The organism is Ignavibacteriales bacterium, assembly GCA_016709155.1.
Taxonomy (GTDB): Bacteria; Bacteroidota; Ignavibacteria; order Ignavibacteriales; family Ignavibacteriaceae; genus JADJEI01.
Genome location: JADJEI010000013.1, coordinates 905,877 through 924,728 on the forward strand (window position 1 = coordinate 905,877; position 18,852 = coordinate 924,728).

Consider the following 18,852-nt stretch of genomic DNA (forward strand, 5'->3'; position numbering starts at 1 on the left):
CTGCAGGAATTTTATCTGCTATTATTCCCGGCGCCGGAAAATTTTATGTTGATGAAATCGGCGATGGAATAATGGCTTTACTTACTACAGGGATATTTGCCTTTTTATCTTACGATAACTTTAGAGCAAATCATGATTTTAGAGGATGGTTATTTGCAGGCATAAGTTCGCTTTTTTATGCGGGTAATATTTATGGTTCGGTTGCGGCTGCACAAATTTATAACTCGCGTGTTGATTATGAATTTGGGGTAAACCTAAATTTATTCCTCGAAGACAACAATTTTTTTATTCCACAGACTAACTTTTGCAAATAATTTAATGCGATGTTTTAACCGATTAATTGTTTTTGTAATTCTGATATTTTTAACCTGTAGTTCTTTTTCTCAAACGATTTACGAAAATCAATTCGAACTTGCTAAAAATTTGATGGGTAAGAAAAAATATTTCGATGCAATTACAGAATTCAAGCGATTAATATTTTTTGAAAAAGACAGTGGAAATATTTATTCGAATTATTCTCTTCTTGGCGATTGCTACAAAGCGGGTGCAAAGTTGGATGAATCAATTTATTACTACACTTTGTCCGAAATAAATTCAAAAACTTCAGAGCAGATTTATGATGCACAAATAAAAATCATCCGCAGTAATATTTTACGGAGAACTACTAACCGGGCATTAACTTTACTCGATTCTCTGGAAGCGAATAAAAATTATCCTGATAAAATTGATGAAATAAATTACTGGCGAGGCTGGGCTTTTATTTTTTCTGATGACTGGGAAGCTGCTTCTGCTGAATTTTCTAAAGTAGATTCAGCAAAGCAACTCGAAGAATTTTGCAGACTGACTGATAATAAACTTTACTCAGTACTGCTCGTTAAAGCAATGTCTTTCGTTTTACCGGGGCTGGGGCAATTTTATACTGGCAATTACGTTAGCGGCATAATATCGTTTGCCTGGAATGTACTTTGGGGATACACTGCAATAAAAGCCTTTGCAGCCGATCGGGTTTTTGACGGTCTTATGGTTTCCAATTTTTTATGGTTCAGATTTTATCGCGGTAATTTTGAAAATGCCGAAAAGTTTGCCGAAGCTGATAACTTGATCGAGACCAATAATGCATTAAAATGGCTTCAAAATGAATTTACTGGTACAAAACCTTAATTTTTTTTCAGAAGTTTTTATCTTAAAAAAATTCTAATTAAATGTTATATTCATTTTTAAGAATTATAAAATATTATAGTTGCTTGCAGAAATTCCCTTATTTAAACACCAAATTGGAGATTAAATGAAGAATAAAGGTCTAATAATCGGTTTATCAATTGTCGGAGTAATATTGCTTGCAATATTTATGATGATCATGTGGGGAGTAGGCGTTTATAATAATATGGTCACGCTTAACGAATCTGTTACTAAAAGCTGGGGGCAGGTTGAAAACCAGTATCAGCGAAGAGCCGATCTAATTCCAAATCTTGTAAACACTGTTAAAGGTTATGCTGATTTTGAACAGAAAGTTTTGACTGATGTGATTGAAGCGCGCTCAAAAGTTAGTCAATTCAATATTACACCAGAAGTTTTGAATGATCCTGCTGCGTTTCAAAAATTTCAATCGCTTCAAGGAGAGTTGAGTGGCGCACTTTCAAGATTATTAGTTACAGTTGAAAATTATCCCAACCTAAAAGCAAACGAGGGATTCCTGAATCTACAGGCTCAGCTTGAGGGAACTGAAAATCGGATTACGGTTGAGCGAAAAAATTTCAATGAATCTGTACTAACTTATAATACCTCTATAAAGAAATTCCCTGCATCATTTTTAGCCGGAATGTTTGGCTTCAACGAGAAACAATATTTTAAATCTCAGGCAGGAAGTGAAAATGCACCCAAAGTTGATTTCGGTACTCGATGAGAATTTTGCTCTTCGTTCTTGTTAGTTCGTTAATAGTTTTTGCTCAGCCCAAAATCCCTGAACTTAAAATGTGGGCAACTGACCAGACAAAAACTCTAAAATCTGATGAACTTTCGAACTTAAACTCTCGCTTAAAAACGTACGAGGACACTACTTCAAATCAGTTGATTACTTTGATGATCGCCTCACTCGAGGGTTATCCAATTGAAGACTATTCTCACGAAGCTGCTTCAAAAAATAAAATTGGAACTGAAAAACACGACAATGGTGTTTTACTTCTTGTTGTTAAAGACGATAGAAAACTCCGCATTGAAGTTGGATATGGATTAGAAGGCGCACTGCCCGATGCTCTTGCAAGCTCAATTATCCGAAATGTCATTGTACCAAAGTTCAAAAACAATGAATACTATGCAGGCATTAGTGATGGCATCAATGCAATCATTGCAACAATTGCAGGCGAATATAAAGCTGAACCTGATGATGATTCTGACGGAGGCGGTTCAATTATTTTTACAGTCTTTGTAATTATATTTATTATTATTATTCTTTTTGGAAAATCAACCGGTGGAAAATCAGGCGGATTTTATTATGGTGGAAGTTCAGGAAGCGGCGGTTTTTCCAGCGGAGGATTTTCAAGCGGTGGATTTAGCGGAGGCGGTGGTTCATTCGGCGGAGGTGGTGCAAGTGGGAGCTGGTAAAAACTTTATAATTGGATTGAGTATGAAAAATTATATTCATATTTTTAGATTAAACAATTAGATAATTAAAATTATTATTGAAATAAGGAGAAAAAATGGCAATTAAAATAACTGAAGAATGTATCAACTGTGGTGCTTGTGAACCCGAATGCCCAAACACTGCTATTTACGAAGGTGGTGTTGAATGGGAATTAGCTGGTAAACATTATGGTGACGGTGCAGCGGCTCCATCAGGAGCAAATGGATTTTTTCAAGCGACTTTTTCTTTATTGTTCCTGATAAATGCACCGAATGCAAAGGCTTCCACGATGAGCCACAATGTGCGGCTGTATGTCCCGTTGATTGCTGCGTCCCGGATCCTAATCACGTTGAAGATGAAGAAACTTTACTAAAACGTAAAGAATATCTCGATTCCGTTGGTCGCTAAAATTTAGAATTTAGTTTTATTAATGCCCGGTAAAAAGAAGCCGGGCATTTTTTATTTCAATTCAGAGAAAATTCAACCCTCAATTTCTCACTTCTGATAAATTCTCAATAAATCATTCATTCTATCCTTCTTTTTTTCTAATAGTTCAATCTTTACACTTGACTTCTTCTGGTACGATTTTAGTCATTATTTGTGAAATATAATTTGAACAATTGGAGTTATAATGGCTTATAAAATAACTGAAGAATGTATCAACTGCGGTGCTTGCGAACCAGAATGCCCGAACAATTCAATATATGAAGGCGGCAATAACTGGGAAATAAATGGCGCTTCATTTGGCGAAAACGACGCTGCTCCTTCGGGTGCAACAGGTTTTTACTCGGGTGACTACTATTATATTGTTCCCGATAAATGCACAGAATGTCAAGGCTTTCACGATGAACCTCAATGTGTCAGCGTTTGTCCGGTTGATGCAGTTGTACATATAAATTAATATTTTTCGGGAGAATGGGGAATTTTTCAGGGGACCTTTCTAAATAGAACACGCAAAAAGGATGGGCATAAATAGTGCTCATCCTTTTTCGTTTTAAATACTTCGAGACTTTATCCTTTCTTTTTACTTGATTAAATTGTTCTTAAAATTTAATCAATTCCTTAAATGAAAATCGGTAAATATAAATTAAGTCTTTTTGTTAGCGGTTATTTTTCGTTAGACGGCGGCGCTATGTTTGGCATTATTCCTAAACCATTGTGGAGTAAAACAAATCCTACAGATGAGCAAAATCGAGTGAGACTTGCCACGAGGCATTTAATCCTTCAGTCTGATAACAGAAATATTATTATAGATACAGGAATGGGAAATAAATGGGATGATAAATCCAAAAGCATTTACAATATTGACTCAACTCATGAACTTGAACATGAACTTGAAGATGAACTTGAACTTGAACCTGAACTCAATAACATATCCGCAGCCTCCATCACTGATGTACTATTAACTCACCTTCATTTTGATCATACCGGTGGCTCAACAAAAATTGAAAACGGAAAATTGATTCCGACTTTTCCTAATGCAAAATACTATGTGCAGAAAAAAAATTATGATTGGGCAGTCAATCCATCCGATAGGGATAAGGGCAGCTACATAAAAGAGAATTTTGAACCTTTAATGAAGGAAGGCGTTCTCCATTTTATTAATGGCGAAGAGCAGTTTGATGATGAAATTAGTTTCATACTCGTAAATGGTCATACTTTTTATCAACAGCTTATAAAAATATCTGATGGCGACAATACTTTTCTCTTTGTATGCGATTTGCTGCCTTTTGCATCTCACATTCCCTTGCCATATATAATGGGCTACGACCTTCAACCGCTGGTGACGTTAAATGAAAAGAAAATAATATTAAAGCAGGCGGTGGATGAAAATTGGAAATTATTTTTCTACCATGATCCCGAAATTGCGTATGCGACTTTAATGCAAACTGATAAAGGCATTCGAGTGCAAGAAAAGTTCTCTGCTTTATGAGCATAAAAAATGATTTCTACAAAGTCTGTTCTATAAAAGAACTAAAAGAGGAAGTTGGCAAAAGATTTTTAGTCAACGATATTGATATCGCCGTGTTCAAAATAAAAGATGAAGTGTTTGCTGTTTCAAATAACTGCCCCCATCAGCATACACAAATGATTTATGATGGACTGATAGAGGATAATTGTGTCGTTTGCCCGGCGCATGGCTGGATGTTCGATTTGAAAACCGGATGTCTGCCAACAGGCGCAAAAGGATTGAGAACTTTCCCCGTTATCATTTCTGGCGATGATGTTTTTGTTAAAGTGGATCGGAAAGAATTAAACTGGTGAATGAAAATATCTCCCCCTTGCTGCCCGATCGTGTTACAAATGATGTTGTTATCAGCAAAGCTAAATCATTGGGCTTTAGTTTAGTTGGTTTTGCAGAAGTGGAATTGCTCACTAACGAAATTACAAACCTAAATGACTGGCTGAATCAAAATCATCAAGCTGGAATGAATTACATGCAAAAAAATTCTGATAAGCGTGAAGACATTTCTAAAATACTTCCTGATGCCAAAAGCGTTATTTCTCTCGGTATGAATTACTACACGAATAATCTGCATTCAAACCAAAAGGGGATGGGAAAAGTATCGCGCTACGCCTGGGGAAAGGATTATCATCTCATTATCTGGGAAAAGCTGAATGAGTTTGAAAATTACCTTCAACAAATTGATAAAAAATTCAACTCTAAATCCTATGTTGATACTGGTCCTGTTATGGATAAAGCCTGGGCTGTTCGTTCCGGCATTGGATGGATGGGGAAGCACTCAAACATTATCAATCGTGAATATGGCAGTTGGTTCTTCATCGCAAATATAATTTGTAATCAGGAATTTATTTACTCGGAGCCGATACCTGATTTCTGCGGCGAGTGCACTGCCTGCATTGATGCCTGTCCCACCGATGCAATCATTCAGAATTATGTTGTGGATGCGAACAAATGTATTTCATATTTAACCATTGAAAATAAAGGCAGCATTGATACATCTTTCAAAGATAAATTTGATAACTGGCTTTTCGGATGTGATATTTGTCAGGATGTTTGTCCGTGGAATATTAAATTTGCTCAGGAAACTTCTTTAAAAGAATTTCAACCCGCAGATGGCAACGGAGAAATAGAATTGAATAGCATTTTGGAAATGAGCGAAGAAGATTTTAAAAAAAGATTTTCAAGCAGCCCGATAAGTCGTGCAAAGCTAAAAGGACTAAAACGTAATGCTGAATTTTTAAACGATATATAAAAATCTTTTTAATAATGATTTGAAACTATAAACATTAATTTGAATCTAACCATCAATCATAAAAAATATTTTAATCATCAGGAGAAATAATGTCGAACAATCATCACAAAGTAATAATAATTGGTTCGGGTCCATCAGGTTTTACAGCCGCCTTATATACGGCACGCGCCGAATTAAAGCCCGTAGTTTTTGAAGGAATGCAGCCCGGCGGACAGTTAACTATTACAACCGAAGTTGAAAACTATCCCGGCTTCGAAAAAGGAATTATGGGTCCGGAACTTATGGACGTTATGCGTAAGCAAGCCCACCGCTTTGGTGCAGTTAGTATCTATAAAGAAGTAACATCAGTGGATTTTTCAAGACGACCTTTCGTAATCAAAACTTACGATGATCTCTATACTGCCGATTCGGTTATTGTTTCAACGGGTGCTTCTGCAAGACTGCTTGGATTGGAAAGTGAAACAAAATATATGGGCTATGGTGTTTCTGCCTGTGCTACGTGTGATGGATTTTTCTTTAAAGGATTAAAAGTAATTGTTGTAGGTGGTGGTGATACTGCAATGGAGGAGGCTAACTTCCTCACAAAGTTTGCAAGCGAAGTGACTATCATTCACAGGCGTAATGAATTCCGCGCATCAAAAATTATGTATGATCGTGCAAAGAAAAATTCCAAAATAAAATTGCTCACCAACGAAGTGGTTAAAGAAGTACTTGGCAAAGAAGAAAACGGCAAGAAAGTGATGACGGGAGTTCTTCTCGAAGACACGAAAGATCACGCTACCACCACCCTCGAAGCAGATGGATTGTTCATCGGTATCGGACATAAACCAAACACGGAATTATTTAAGGGGGTGCTTGATATGGATGAGAACGGTTACCTGAAAGTTCAGCCCGGCTCGACTTATACAAACATTCCAGGTGTCTTTGCCGCCGGAGATGTCGCTGACCATAAATATCGCCAAGCCGTCACCGCCGCCGGTACAGGCTGCATGGCTGCCCTCGATTGCGAGCGCTGGCTGGAAGCACAAGAAGCTTAAATATTTTTGGAATCAACTTCCAATTGCATTGTCATTGAAGGAATTGGTATTGGTGAAAATAGAATTGAATTCCAAGGCTGTTCAGAAATGGACAGCCTTTTTTACTTTTTAATTGACAACTTTAATAAATTTCTTTAAGTTGTGATCAGTCTTATAATCATTGCGATTATCTGAATTATTTTGTTTCTTAATTAACCCAATCATCATCAATTAAAGGAGTCTTTATATGAGGTATAATATTCAGTTTAACCTGCGGACAGTTTTTTATGTCCTCTTTCTGTTTCTCTTGCTTCCGATATTCTCAATTGCACAGACAACACAATTACCATATCACATCAAACCATATTCAATGGAGTCTGGAGTGTTTAATGGTAATTTCGAGATCGAGGCTACTGAGAATATTGCATTTGATGGCGTTGTGCAAGTTGCAGATGCCCCCTGGTTAAAATTGACATTTAGTAGTGCCAATCTTGGTGAAGATAGTTATTTAATACTTCGTTCCGTACTGGATGGCAAGTGGCAAAGACTCAATGCTGTTGCTTTAGAGCAGTGGCAAAACTCAAGCGCATTTTTTAATGGGGATGCTGTTGAAATAGAATTACATGTTGCCGATGATGATAAAGGTGTGTACGTGAACATCGCCGATATCATAGTTGGTGAACAGGTACAGGAATATGGTGTAGAAAGTCAATGCGGTCCCACAGATGATCGAGTAGCTTCTTCAGATGATAGAGCCTGCAGATTATTAAATATTGGATGTACAGCGTGGTTGATCACTAATGGAAAACTTGTTTCGGCAGGACATTGTGTGTCTTCAAATTCATTGTTAAATACTCTTGAATTTAATGTTCCTCCTTCCTTAGCAAATGGAACATTGCAGCATCCCGGGCCTGAAGATCAATATGCAGTAAACACTGCTACAAAAGTTTTTTCAAATGGTGGAATTGGAAATGATTGGGGAGTATTTGAAGCTTTTCCGAATTCAAATACAGGTTTAACACCATTGCAGGCACAAGGTGTAGCTTTCACCGTTGTTCAAAATTTGGGACCGAGCACAATTAGAATAACCGGTTATGGAGTTGATGGTGGCACAGCAAATCAAACGCAGCAAACATCAATAGGGCCAAACGCCGGTTCATCAGGAACTACCATGCGATATGTGTGCGATACTGAAGGTGGTAATTCCGGCAGTCCCATAATTGATGAAGCTACCGGCAATTCGGTGGGGGTTCATACAAATGGTGGGTGTACGACAGGTGGTTCCGGCAGTAACTCTGGCACGAGTGCTTTTAATACTGCTTTCTGGAATGCGCTTAATGCAGGCAGTACTAATCCAAATGTAACTTGTACTATCACACTCAATCCCACATCAGGGAATGGAACACTCGCTTACACTATGTCCATCACAAACAACGAAGCCACAAATCAAGCTGCTACCGTTTGGGTAGTGGTAACAGGACCAAATGGATTTAACCAGACAATTTTCAATCGGACTATGAACCTGAAGTCGAACAGAACACTGAATAGATCTAGAAATTATACTATCCCTGTTTCTGATCTCGGAGCATTTACATTTACTATAAATGTTGGAACTAATCCAACTCCTATCTGGGATACGGATGCGAAGATTTATACTAAAACATCTCTTGAAAAACAGATTGTTGAATCAGCAGAAAACTTAACTTCAAATCCTGAAAACATGACATTGATCGGTAATTACCCCAACCCTTTCAACCCGACAACAAACATTAAATATGCCTTAAACGAAGACGCAAGTGTTTCAATTAAGATATACAATTCTTTGGGGCAGGAAGTTGCAACACTCGTTGATGGCTTTGCATCAGCAGGTTATTACGAGGCTGTTTGGGATGGAAGAAATGAATTTGGTGATCTGGTCTCCAGCGGAATTTATTTTTATAGAATGACCACAGGCAATTTTGTACAAGTTAAAAAGATGTTACTGAATAAATAGTTCCATCTTAAAAAAGAGGTCGTCTTTTCAAAAGATGACATCTTTGATTTTTGACAAAGGCTGTTCAGCAATGGGCAGCCTTTTTTATTAGTTGACAATAGCAATTTTTATCCTTAAGTTACAAACAAAAATATTTAGGGATAAAAAAAATGACAGTAATAAATCTTCTGTTCAAAAATTCTCGGCCCCTAAAGTATTTTATCTTTAGTCTTAGTTGTGTTGTTTTTGCAGTGATGTTGACAAGCTGCGAGCAAAACCCCACCGCCCCAAATGAACCGCCCAAACCCCCCGGCTACCAGGAAGATATTTACTGGCCCAGCCTTGCCGATAGCCCCTGGCCTATGAACCATCACGATCCGCAGAATACGGGGAGGAGTAAAATCAGTGGTTTCATAGTTGGTAACATATTGGCAGAATTAGAGGAATATTTTATTCAAACCGGTATTTCGGTATCACCTGATTCATCATTTTATTTGGTTACTTCATATCCGAGCGTTATTCGTTCATTCACAAAGGAAGGAATTGAAAAATGGAATATACAATTAGGAGATTATGAATCCTTTGTAACTCCTGCCATATCCGCAAGAGGGTATATTTATTCCATAGCCGCACAAGAAGGGTTACTATATCAAATTGATCTTACTGGGAAAATCAAATGGATATATCAAGATCCTTATCCAATTTGGCAAAGTGGTATAAGTATTGGATTAGACGAAACAATTTATTTTGTTAATTCAAACAATGAACTTAAAGCGATTGATTTATATGGGAATTTAATTTGGAGTGTTAGTAATCAAAAGTTCGGAACCAGTACTCAGTCATTTACTGTTTTCTCTCCGGATGGAAAAACTCTATATATTCCGGGAGAAAATACTGTATCCTTAGTAGCATTTGACATTATAAGCCAACAGATTAAATGGGAAATAGGGCAAACTCCATTACTTGCGCCTCCAGTAATAAATTCAGGGGGGGATGCTTATATTTTCTGTTCGATTGAAGACATTAACGAATCACGTCCTTCATTGTTTTGCATTTCTGAAAAGGGTGAAATACACTGGGATTATGATTACCAAAAAGATCATTCAATTCCCATAATCAATAATTCGGGGGGAGCATTGGATAGATACGGTAATTTTTATTTTGCCGAAGATACCTTATACAAAGTGGATTATAATGGAAATCAGAAATGGAAAAAAAGTTTGGATGTTACAAACTGGACTCCAATTATTGTAGATGTCAATGACAATATATTCGTGACAACGATAAATAAAATATATAAATTTGATCAATCGGGGAATCAAATTACTACAACTGATTTGAATACAATTACCGGAGGATCACCCGCGATTTCTTATGGAGGAAAGGTCTTAATACCATCATGGAAATCGAAGGAAATCTTTATAATAAATTAAAGGCATCTAAATGAAATTAATTTTGTTGTTCTTTTTTATGTTAATAAATTTATCGGCTCAAGAATTCCTACCCCCTCCAGTAGAAATCTATGTTTGGCAGCAGGATAATATATATTCTGCTCCAGTTGAATATCACTTCGATGCTCAATCAATCGTATGAGACCAAAATCATAACATCAATATTATAGACCCCGTAGATGGTGATGATATTATTATTACAAAGTTTTTCATATAAGGTAATATGTTGACTTCAAGTAACGGAGGATGGCATTTTATTATATCTAATAGCGGCGGTAGCAGTTCACAAGGCTATGAATACCCTGTTATAGGGTATGGATTATATAAGGTATACACAATACAAAGTCCCGAATATTATTTTGAATATAATCAATTGTTCCAGGGCTGTTCAGAAATGGGCAGCCTTTTTTATTAGTTGACATTTCATTTCTTTGTGCTTAAGTTTCAAACAAAAATATTTAGGGATAAAAATATGACAGTAAAAAATCATCTGTTCAAAAACTCTCGGCCCCTAAAGTATTTTATCTTTAGTCTTAGTTGTGTTGTTTTTGCAGTGATATTAACAAGCTGCGAACAAAACCCCACCGCCCCAAACGAACCGCCAAAACCTTACGGCTACCAGGAAGATATTTACTGGCCCAGCCTTGCAGATAGCCCCTGGCCTATGAATCATCACGATCCTCAGAGTACAGGCAGGAGTAAATATTTTGGTCCTAGTATCGGTACAATTGAGTGGATTGTTGATAGCGTAATCATTATGAGTTCGATCTCCATTGGGATAGACTCGTCAATATATTTACCATCACAATCAAGTGCTCATAACGGCTTTTTTTCGTTCAGCCCCAAAGGTGAATTAAATTGGAAACTTAGTGTACCTGAGGATATTATATTTTCATATGATGTCTCAACACCATTAGCGGCAGCAGATGGCACTATCTATTTTACAGGTGGCTTATATGGTGCAATTTATGCAATTAATCCCAATGGTAGTATTAAATGGGAATTTCATCCTGAGAGTTCAATTTATCAAACAGGAATAAATTTAGGTTTAGATGGAACTATTTATTTTATAACTGTGAATAAAGAGTTGTTTGCTCTCGACCATAATGGGGGTTTAAAATGGACTTTCAAAAATGATGATTTCTTCAGCGGTCTTGGTTCCGTCCTTTCTTTTTCTCCTGATGGTAGGACCCTGTATATACTTGGTAAATCAATTTCGTTGTATTCATTTGATATCCAATCTCAATCTATAAATTGGACATTCGGAACCGAAACTCTGTATGCTGCACCAATTGTTGATGATGAGGGAAATATATATATACAATCTGCCTCACCGGATTTCAATAATGGCATCAACTCTCTATTTTGTTTGAAACCGGATGGAAGTGTCAAATGGTCATTCGCGCACAACAATCCTCAAATGGATCAATCCTATGGCTATGCAGAAGGAACAATTGATAAGTTGGGTAATATTTATTTCGCCTTTGATACTCTTTATTCTTTAAATTATTTGGGTCAGTTAAACTGGAAGATCCCTTTGAATGGTTTTACAGCGTCACCTTTAATATGCGATGCAAATGGAACAGTTTATATTAGCGTTTCTACTGTGGAATCGTATGCACTTAGTGAAATTATTGCGGTAGATAGTGATGGCAATTTTTTATGGAAAGTACCGATATCATCAATTTCTCCACTTGGAGATGTACTTGGTCTTTCACCAGCACTAAATAATGATAGAAGACTTTTTGTTCCAACATTTAAACAATATAGATTTTTTGTAATTAAATAATACAGGAGAGTGTGATGTTTTTAAATTTCGATATTACCTGCTTGTTTTATTGTTTGCCTCAACTTTTCAAATTCTATCACAAGAATCAGAATTTCAACTAGAAATCTTTACGCTTACAACTGGATTTGGAGAATATGATGTAACGCGATTCAGATTGGATCCTTTGGGTGAAGTCTATTGTACGGATAGTTATTCCAACTATTTTCACGTTCCTAACGAAAGGAATACCATAGCATTAGAAGAGGTTACAGGCAATAACAGCGGTGGATATTTAGGACTTCAAATATGCTTTAATGATGATTCTGATTATGGAAAATTTTGGTTAGGATTGTATAAATTTTCCATTCAATATTTTAATGGGGGTGAGTGGATTGATTATTTCCATTTTTATATAGACTATAGGGATTGTTGGTATGGTAGATCTGGAATTGGAGGCTGTAACTCGAGTGATATTGTTATTAAATATGATAATAATCTTGGCAAAACTTTTTGGGCATACGGCATACCTACACCCAATACTCAGTATACTGAATTAACACAGAATGAAGTATTGAATTGGTGGGAAGCTAATGAATGTGATTCACATTGTGTAGAAGATTTTGAATCTATAATATTTCCTCAGTTAGAAAATGTAATTATAAACCAGCAGAACCATGTTCAATTAAACTGGTCGGAGCCCGATCCCGCTTATGATATTGTTACAAACTATCAAGTTTGGAGAATGATGTTTTCGGGTAGATATGCCGGTCAGTTCAAATTGCGCACAACTGTAAGCTCAGGTGTTACTTCTTACACAGATTTATCACTCGATATTACTCAAAACCAGAATGGTGAGTTACTCCAATACAAAGTTGTTGCGCTGTTCCAAAGCAAACCTGATGAGCCATCGAATATTCAAAAAATAAGATTTTATTTTAACGAGGAAAAAAATGTTTTCGAAGTTAATCAGACTATGGATTTTGAATTATCTCAAAATATTCCCAACCCCTTCAACCCAAGCACAAGTATTAGCTATTCAATTCCTGAAAATGCTTTTGTTACTTTGAAGATTTATGATGTACTTGGAAATGAAGTTGAGGTTTTAATTAACGAGCAGAAAGAGTCGGGCAATTATCAAATAGACTTTAATGCAAGCGAACTTTCCAGCGGAATTTATTATTACACATTAACCGCAGGAAATTTTACAAGCACGAAGAAGATGATCCTGGTGAAGTAAAAGCCTCACCCGAACCCCGCTAAGCGGGGCAAGCCCCTCTCCAAAGGAGAGGGGAGTCTTTTGAATATAATTAATTGTTCTAAGGCTGCTCAGAAATGGGCAGCCTTTTTTATTAGTTGACAATGGCAAGCTTTATCCATAAATTACAAACAAAAATATTTAAGGGATAAAAAAATGACAGCAATAAAGCTTCTGTTCAAAAATCTCGGCCCCTAAAGTATTTTATCTTTAGACTTACTTGTGTTGTATTTGCAGTGATGTTGACAAGCTGCGAGCAAAACCCCACCGCCCCAAATGAACCGCCCAAACCCCCCGGCTATCAGGAAGATATTTACTGGCCCAGCCTTGCCGGTAGCCCCTGGCCTATGGAACATCATGACCCACAAAATACTGGGCGAAGTAACATTGTAGGCCCAACCTTTGGTGTCATTGAAAAAATTATTGACGATGTTTTTTCAAATACTGGTATTGTCATTAATGGGGACTCAACTATTTATTTTGCTTGTCAGTACGAACTTAAAGCCTATTCATTCTTCGGTAATCTTAAATGGAAAATTTCATTTGCTTCAGAAACACTTTCAACCCCAATTATAGGAAATGATGGGACTATTTACGCATTATACTCCGACACGATCAAAGCAATAAATCACAATGGTACTATAAAATGGGTGCTTCCAGTACATGCTAAAAATAGTGGAGGCATGAATATTGGGAGAGATGGTACACTGTATTTTTGTGATAGCGAGGAGCACACTCTTTATGCAGTAAGTAAGTACGGGAAACTATTATGGACAATGAATGACGAAAGAATGATGGGCTGGAACTCGCCAACATTCTCTCCGGATGGTAATACGATATATTTACCTGGCAATCAAATATCTGTCGTCGCTATCGATATTGAGAACAAAAAAGTTAAATGGGAATTTGGTTCAATAATTAGTGGCTCGGATTTCCTTGTTGATTCAGACGGAAATATATATTTATATACCGATCAATATGTCGATAATGAACATATATTCGGAATATACTCGCTCAATCAAAATGGTTTTATCCGATGGTATCATAGAGATATTAAAAATATTAATAGTGCTTTTACGATGGATGTGAATGGAAACTTAATTTATGGGGTTGATACACTTCATTCTTTAAATTATAGCGGAAATCTAAATTGGAGTTTTCCTCTGAATGGATTTGTTGCCGCCAATTCCCTGGTGTGTGATTTTAATTCGAATATTTATGCAATTTCCTCTGAATTATTTTCACAAGGATTCTCATTATTCTGTATTGATAAAGCAGGAATTCTAAAATATTCTATTATTTCTACATTCACCGGGTGGATCACTAATTCTTCTCCGGCAATAGCATTTAATAGACTAATCATACCCACTGAAGAATCAAATATTGCATATATCATAAAATGAAGAAAAAGTAAAATGAAAAAAATAAAAAATAATTAAGATAATTTTACCCAAAGTCTTGCTTGGCCAGTCGACGTCGAGATTTTTATAATCATTCAAGGTTTGAATGCCGGCGAAAGTGTAGGATTCAGAATGGTTGCTCAAGGGGCAGTATGGAAAAGTTTAGGTCTTTGGGAGTTTCAATTAACTAATGAATATCATGATGTTTATTATCCAGGCGAATGTTTGATCACTGGCAATACGATCGGTAATTGGGCTTACGGCAATAATATTGCCGGTGGAAATTCCTTTAATCAACATACTATTGGTTATTCATTGTATCGTTTAGAAGTTTATAATAACTATTGTGAATTTTTCCCAACCGTTTATTATTTTGATTACAGAGATTGTGATTATCCATTACGCACTAGGCCTGATGGGACACCCTCACCTAATAGTAATAGCACAGGAGGAAATGACATTTGGATATTATACGATGCCCCCACTACTACCTGTTCTCTCAGTATAGATGGTGCATTAACATAGCAATTGTTAAATAATAATGCTTATTCTAGTTATTGGGATATCAAAAACAAAAGTACACATTCGCCTTATACCAATTATTTCCCAAGCTACTGGCAAAATTGCCTTGCTCTAATTCCGTCATCGGGTAATCACCCCCATCTTGTTTGGGGACCTCATCCTACTTTTAATACTACCCAATACAGAATTTACAGAGCAGTTAGTAACTACCCCAGAAATCCTCAAGTTCTGAATTATTCCTTGATCACAACCGTAAGCTCTTCAACCTTTGATTATGTAGATTATGCTGTTCTAATTATTCCAGGCTATCAATATGCTTATTATTATGTAGTTGGATGGGATGGAACTGTTCAATCGGATAAAACAAACTATGTAAGTACACAAGCAGTATTTTATAAACAATCAGCTGAGATACCTAACGAATTTAGTATATCCCAAAATTACCCCAACCCATTCAACCCAAGCACAAGCATCAGCTATTCAATTCCGGAAAATGCTTTTGTTACATTGAAGATTTATGATGTGCTTGGAAATGAAGTTGAGGCGTTAATAAACGAGCAGAAAGAGCCGGGTAATTATCAAATAGATTTTAATGCAAGCGAACTTTCCAGTGGAATATATTATTATGCATTGACAGCAGGTAACTTTATAAGCACGAAAAAGATGTCGCTGATTAAATAACGCCTTCATTTATACAGAAGTTCGTCGCCAGAAAAACCTCCAGGGTTTAGGAAAACTCTGGAGGTTTTTTATCGGAAGTCATCAAAGGTGTGCTAATTCTCCTTCCCAACCGCGGAATTTATCTTAACTGTGTCCTTTTTTATCTTATCCGTACTCTAATATTCGTTTTTTGTACGGTTTAGTACTTTCTGGGTGTCAAAGATGTTATCAAATCTAAATAATTTAATAAATTATATGAATAATAATATGAAATATCTAAATAATATTATCTATTATCTAAATATTATTAAGAATTATTAAAATAATAAATAGTATTATTTATATAAATCTATATATTACTTGAATAATAATATATTTAACTTATATATTATTTATTATTATTTGTATAATAGAATAAAATATTTGAGTAATAATTAGAATTACTTAAGTATTTTTTATTATACTTCAAATAAAATATTAAATAATTTAGATAATACTTAATATTATCTGCCAGTATTTATAAATTGTGTGCGTTAATACTAAACTAATGAGGATTTTTTATGCCAAAGCAGGACTATATACCAAAATTAAAGCCCAAACTTTTCACGTGGGTTAAATCTTTTCTGACAAACTTTCCCACGCTTGCCCCCGGGCTTGGAATTTCTGCCCCCTCCGTTACCGATTTAACAAACCGTCTTAACGATTACCTGACCGCTTACACCGAAATGATAAGTCTGCGTGCAACCTACCACGCCAAAGTCGCCGAAGTGAAATTGAAACGCAAGCACGCCATCTCCGAAGTGGGTGGGGTAAGGTCAATTGTGAAAATTATGAAGGCGAGCAGTGCCTACACCCTTGCAGTAGGAGAAAGTTTACAAGTCGAGCTTGATGCGCCTGTGCCGGATAGGAACAATATGCAGCCGCGCTTTAAGGCAGAGGTGGATGCAAATAGGATTGTAAAATTATTTTATAAGAAAGGAATTGCCAGCGGAGTGAATGCGTATTGCCGACGCGAAGGCGAAAAAGATTTTATTTTTATCGGGACCGATAGTATAAGTCCTATGCTTGATCCCCGCCCCAACCTAACCGATCAGCCTGAGGAAAGAGAGTATTATTTAATTTATGTAATTGACGATGTCCAGGTTGGAAAGAAATCGCCCATCCTAAAGGTTACGGTTGACAAGAAGGGGTAGTATTTTTTGAATTCATTAATTTTAATTAGAAACCTTCGAGGGTTAGGAAAACCTCGAAGGTTTGTTTAGTGAATATAAATTACTCATTCAACTTGTTTGTTCATTTTCCTCGAAAGAATATTTGCAAGAATAAACCCCATCCCTGAAAATGTGAACAAAGAGAACGGCACCCAGTATTCTTTTGTTGTATTATCTTCAAGCATCAATCCAAAGCCTAAACCAAGCCCGAAGAATAGGATCACAATACCTATCTTCATCATTACATAAGGGTCTTTCTTTTCGCGGAAATATTCCCTCACATCCTCGGCTGATAAACCTTTGTCAATCAATGCTTGCTTTTCTTTAGAACGAAGATAAAATACAGTGACCAAAACCAATCCAGTTACCACTGCAAATACAATCGGTATAAAAACCGCAATTACTTCTTCTCTCATTTTATTGCTCCTTATTTTAAGTTAAATAAATTTTTATTTCTTCTGATAGATAAGACAAAGGATAAAGCAAACAGGTTACAAATTATTTTTTTACTCGTTCTTTAGTTAAGGGCTAAAGTCACTTCTGGTAAACCTTCTTTCCTTCCTATCAAGGAAAGAAGATTGTATATTTGTCGTTGTAACCGGTCATAGTTTCTATAAGTCTAATAGGAAAATGAAAAACATCACCGACATCGAAGTAATAGAATCCGTCCTTAAAGGAAATCAAAACGACTTTGCTTTATTGATAGATAGATATAAAAACAAAGCCTTCTCAATGCTGAAAAGAATGCTGCGTAACGATTCTGATGCTGAAGAGGTTTTGCAGGATTGTTTTTTGAAAGCATACAAGGCGTTAAATAATTTCAATGGTGATGCAAAATTTTCAACCTGGTTTTACAGGATAGTTTATAACACAGCGTTGACAAAACTATCTTCAAAGAAAAGAAAAATAGAATCAGAGATGACTTCGATAGATGAGCATTATGATATAGCGGATAACAGTATAAATATTTCAGAACAGTTCAGTGATTCAACCGAACTGATAAACAAAATGATTGAGAAACTTCCACCATCCTATTCAACAGTGATAAATTTATTTTATATGGAAGAAATGAGCTGTGAAGAAATAAGCAAAGTGATGAATACTTCTGTGTCAAATGTAAAAGTAATGCTGCACCGTTCAAGAAGCGCTCTTAAGGATATCATCATAAAAAAGAATTTAATACCGGAGTTGTTGTAATGAAAGTAACAGAAGAAATATTGAACAAATATATTGACGGCGAACTAGAACCGGAAGTATTGGAAGAGTTGAATGAACAACTCGTAAAATCAAAAGAAGACTTGGAAAGATTACGCGCTCTACAAGCACTTCATAGAAGTCTTTCAAAAATAAAACCTGAAGAAACGCCAGCGGATTTTACACGTGCCGTAATGTTCAGGATAAATAAAAAGAGTAAGACGGGCAATGAACAGAAGTTTTTTATAGGAATTATATCGTCCGTATTCGTTTCGTTTTCGATAGCAATAGCGGGCTATGTTTTATACTTGATTGCATCCACTTCAACTACAACAAATCAAATGGGGGAGGCGTTTACGATTGTTAAATCTTACACTCAAATTGTTACCAATCCCCTGGAGAAATTATTCAGTGGAATTAATATGACAATAATAGGTTCAATACTTTCTATGACAATACTCGGAAGTGCATATTATTTCTTCGAGACTTTTAAGAGAATTAAAAATAATATCACTTCTTAAAAAACCGAATATTATTTCAACTCAGTGGTTGTTTATGTCCGTTA

Annotated in this window: 21 protein-coding genes and 1 pseudogene; 21 read left to right on the forward strand and 1 reads right to left on the reverse strand. The window is 36.1% G+C overall.

Annotated elements, in window-relative coordinates:
• Positions 1-71 precede the first annotated feature (71 nt).
• The 19 genes and pseudogenes from IPH11_17545 (at position 72) to IPH11_17635 (ending at position 17,075) form a co-directional block, all read left to right on the forward strand.
• Positions 72-314, forward strand: a complete 243-nt coding sequence (locus IPH11_17545) for a hypothetical protein (protein MBK6915374.1) — start codon at positions 72-74, stop codon at positions 312-314.
• A gap of 112 nt (positions 315-426) precedes the next feature.
• Positions 427-1,161, forward strand: coding sequence for a hypothetical protein (locus IPH11_17550; GenBank protein ID MBK6915375.1), 735 nt, complete (start codon positions 427-429; stop codon positions 1,159-1,161).
• A gap of 124 nt (positions 1,162-1,285) precedes the next feature.
• Positions 1,286-1,903, forward strand: coding sequence for a LemA family protein (locus tag IPH11_17555; GenBank protein ID MBK6915376.1), 618 nt, complete (start codon positions 1,286-1,288; stop codon positions 1,901-1,903).
• Complete coding sequence (locus IPH11_17560) at positions 1,900-2,601, forward strand: TPM domain-containing protein (protein MBK6915377.1); 702 nt, start codon at positions 1,900-1,902, stop codon at positions 2,599-2,601. The genes IPH11_17555 and IPH11_17560 overlap by 4 nt, the downstream gene beginning before the upstream one ends.
• Positions 2,602-2,696: 95 nt before the next feature.
• Positions 2,697-3,028, forward strand: a pseudogene (locus tag IPH11_17565) (4Fe-4S dicluster domain-containing protein).
• Between the two features lie 223 nt (positions 3,029-3,251).
• Positions 3,252-3,521: a 4Fe-4S dicluster domain-containing protein gene (locus IPH11_17570; GenBank protein MBK6915378.1), complete on the forward strand. Its 270-nt coding sequence runs from the start codon at positions 3,252-3,254 to the stop codon at positions 3,519-3,521.
• Between the two features lie 165 nt (positions 3,522-3,686).
• Complete coding sequence (locus IPH11_17575) at positions 3,687-4,553, forward strand: MBL fold metallo-hydrolase (GenBank protein MBK6915379.1); 867 nt, start codon at positions 3,687-3,689, stop codon at positions 4,551-4,553.
• On the forward strand, positions 4,550-4,885 hold the full coding sequence (locus IPH11_17580) for a nitrite reductase (NAD(P)H) small subunit (protein MBK6915380.1): 336 nt from the start codon (positions 4,550-4,552) through the stop codon (positions 4,883-4,885). The genes IPH11_17575 and IPH11_17580 overlap by 4 nt, the downstream gene beginning before the upstream one ends.
• 20 nt (positions 4,886-4,905) lie before the next feature.
• The gene (gene queG / locus IPH11_17585; GenBank protein ID MBK6915381.1) at positions 4,906-5,838 is read left to right on the forward strand and encodes a tRNA epoxyqueuosine(34) reductase QueG; all 933 of its coding nucleotides are present in this window, start codon (positions 4,906-4,908) and stop codon (positions 5,836-5,838) included.
• A gap of 89 nt (positions 5,839-5,927) precedes the next feature.
• Positions 5,928-6,875, forward strand: coding sequence for a thioredoxin-disulfide reductase (gene trxB, locus IPH11_17590; protein ID MBK6915382.1), 948 nt, complete (start codon positions 5,928-5,930; stop codon positions 6,873-6,875).
• Between the two features lie 226 nt (positions 6,876-7,101).
• Entirely contained in the window at positions 7,102-8,847 is a 1,746-nt protein-coding gene (locus IPH11_17595; protein MBK6915383.1) for a T9SS type A sorting domain-containing protein, read from the forward strand.
• 149 nt (positions 8,848-8,996) lie between these two features.
• Positions 8,997-10,259 (forward strand): PQQ-like beta-propeller repeat protein, encoded by a 1,263-nt coding sequence (locus tag IPH11_17600; protein ID MBK6915384.1) that lies wholly within the window; start codon positions 8,997-8,999, stop codon positions 10,257-10,259.
• A 10-nt stretch (positions 10,260-10,269) separates the two neighbouring features.
• The gene (locus IPH11_17605; GenBank protein MBK6915385.1) at positions 10,270-10,419 is read left to right on the forward strand and encodes a hypothetical protein; all 150 of its coding nucleotides are present in this window, start codon (positions 10,270-10,272) and stop codon (positions 10,417-10,419) included.
• 330 nt (positions 10,420-10,749) lie between these two features.
• Entirely contained in the window at positions 10,750-12,066 is a 1,317-nt protein-coding gene (locus tag IPH11_17610; GenBank protein MBK6915386.1) for a PQQ-like beta-propeller repeat protein, read from the forward strand.
• A 721-nt stretch (positions 12,067-12,787) separates the two neighbouring features.
• The gene (locus tag IPH11_17615; GenBank protein MBK6915387.1) at positions 12,788-13,282 is read left to right on the forward strand and encodes a T9SS type A sorting domain-containing protein; all 495 of its coding nucleotides are present in this window, start codon (positions 12,788-12,790) and stop codon (positions 13,280-13,282) included.
• Between the two features lie 257 nt (positions 13,283-13,539).
• The gene (locus tag IPH11_17620; protein ID MBK6915388.1) at positions 13,540-14,703 is read left to right on the forward strand and encodes a PQQ-like beta-propeller repeat protein; all 1,164 of its coding nucleotides are present in this window, start codon (positions 13,540-13,542) and stop codon (positions 14,701-14,703) included.
• Positions 14,704-14,832: 129 nt separating this feature from the next.
• Complete coding sequence (locus tag IPH11_17625; protein MBK6915389.1) at positions 14,833-15,225, forward strand: hypothetical protein; 393 nt, start codon at positions 14,833-14,835, stop codon at positions 15,223-15,225.
• Between the two features lie 111 nt (positions 15,226-15,336).
• On the forward strand, positions 15,337-15,903 hold the full coding sequence (locus tag IPH11_17630) for a T9SS type A sorting domain-containing protein (protein ID MBK6915390.1): 567 nt from the start codon (positions 15,337-15,339) through the stop codon (positions 15,901-15,903).
• A gap of 539 nt (positions 15,904-16,442) precedes the next feature.
• Positions 16,443-17,075 (forward strand): hypothetical protein, encoded by a 633-nt coding sequence (locus IPH11_17635; GenBank protein ID MBK6915391.1) that lies wholly within the window; start codon positions 16,443-16,445, stop codon positions 17,073-17,075.
• Positions 17,076-17,158: 83 nt separating this feature from the next.
• Here the strand turns inward: IPH11_17635 and IPH11_17640 are convergent, their stop codons facing one another.
• Positions 17,159-17,509 carry a hypothetical protein gene (locus tag IPH11_17640; protein ID MBK6915392.1) on the reverse strand — a complete coding sequence of 117 codons (351 nt, stop codon included), beginning with the start codon at positions 17,507-17,509 and terminating at the stop codon, positions 17,159-17,161.
• Between the two features lie 214 nt (positions 17,510-17,723).
• On the opposite strand from IPH11_17640, the gene IPH11_17645 reads away from it, so the two are divergent.
• Both IPH11_17645 and IPH11_17650 read left to right on the forward strand, forming a co-directional pair.
• A complete protein-coding gene (locus IPH11_17645) occupies positions 17,724-18,290 on the forward strand; it encodes a sigma-70 family RNA polymerase sigma factor (protein MBK6915393.1) in 567 nt (188 codons plus the stop codon).
• Positions 18,290-18,808, forward strand: a complete 519-nt coding sequence (locus IPH11_17650; GenBank protein MBK6915394.1) for a hypothetical protein — start codon at positions 18,290-18,292, stop codon at positions 18,806-18,808. Before IPH11_17645 ends, IPH11_17650 begins: the two co-directional genes overlap by 1 nt.
• Positions 18,809-18,852 lie beyond the last annotated feature (44 nt).